Origin of the sequence: Glycomyces buryatensis, assembly GCF_004912275.1 — a bacterium.
GTDB classification, from domain to species: domain Bacteria; phylum Actinomycetota; class Actinomycetes; order Mycobacteriales; family Micromonosporaceae; genus Glycomyces; species Glycomyces buryatensis.
The window spans coordinates 1-1,179 of sequence record NZ_STGY01000012.1; the positions used below are offsets into that span (position 1 = coordinate 1).

Sequence of the window (1,179 nt, forward strand, 5' to 3'; positions counted from 1 at the left end):
GAGCATAAGTTGGTCTCAACCTCTGTGAAGGAGACCATCAGGGGTCTTCGAACTTAACCGTGCCCGGTGGGCACGGTCCGCTGTCAGGGTCTTGACGAGTGCAGAACGCGCTTCGCCCGAGCCCTGATTCGCACCACTCTGTCCCGCCTGTGCCGCCCCGGAGACACGTTCTACTTCTCCAACATCGCGACCCGAACCCCTACGTGCTCGCGCAAGTAGGCGGCCGTGTCGGCCCAGGCCTCGTCGAGATCGCGATGGAAGACCTGCGTGCGCAGGCGGTCCAGGCGTCTCTCGGCCAGATTTCACCGATCGATTACGAGATGCGGCGAGCTAACCTAGCCCGCGCCGCATAGGACGGTGTCAACACCAAGGGATCAAGCCCCGCGTTCGAGGGCGAGATAGCCGACCACCTCGGCTACGACAAGCACGACGCGGCCGGCCGCGACGGGCAGAACTCCCGCAACGGCCACCGGGCCAAGACCATCACCACCGACATCGGGCCGGTCGAGATCAACGTGCCGCGCGACCGGGACGGCTCGTTCGATCCGAAGATCGTCGCCAAACGGCAACGCCGCCTGGCCGGGGTCGAGGAGATGGTCTGCTCGCTCTCGGCCAAGGGCCTCACGAGCGGGGAGATCTCGGCCCACCTGTCCGAGGTCTACGGCGCCCGAGTCTCGAAGACGACCATCTCCACCATCACCGACACCATGCTGGAGGGCATGCGCGAGTGGCAGAACCGGCCCCTCGACGAGGTCTACCCGGTGATCTTCATCGACGCGATCCGCGTGAAGATCCGCGAGGGCACCGTCGCCAACCGGCCGATCTACCTTGCACTCGGTGTCACCGTCGAAGGGAAACGCGACCTGCTCGGGCTCTGGGCCGGCGAGCCGGGCGACGGCGAAGGCGCCAAGTACTGGCTCCGGGTTCTCACCGAACTGCGCAACCGCGGCGTCAAGGACACCCTCATGGTCGTCTGCGACGGCCTCAAGGGCCTGCCGGAGTCGATCGAGGCGGTCTGGCCCGAAGCGCAGGTCCAGACCTGCATCGTTCATCTGCTGCGCAACTCCTACCGCTACGCCTCCAAACGCGACTGGGACGCGCTGCGGCGGAACCTGAAACCGATCTACCAGGCCGCTTCCGAGGCCGACGCCCGCGCCGCGTTCGACGTCCTCACCGAGA

1 pseudogene is annotated in these 1,179 nt (G+C 66.2%); it reads left to right on the forward strand.

The window, feature by feature from the left end:
* Positions 1-383: 383 nt before the first annotated feature.
* Positions 384-1,179 (forward strand): annotated as a pseudogene (locus tag FAB82_RS04200) (IS256 family transposase); the annotation flags it as partial.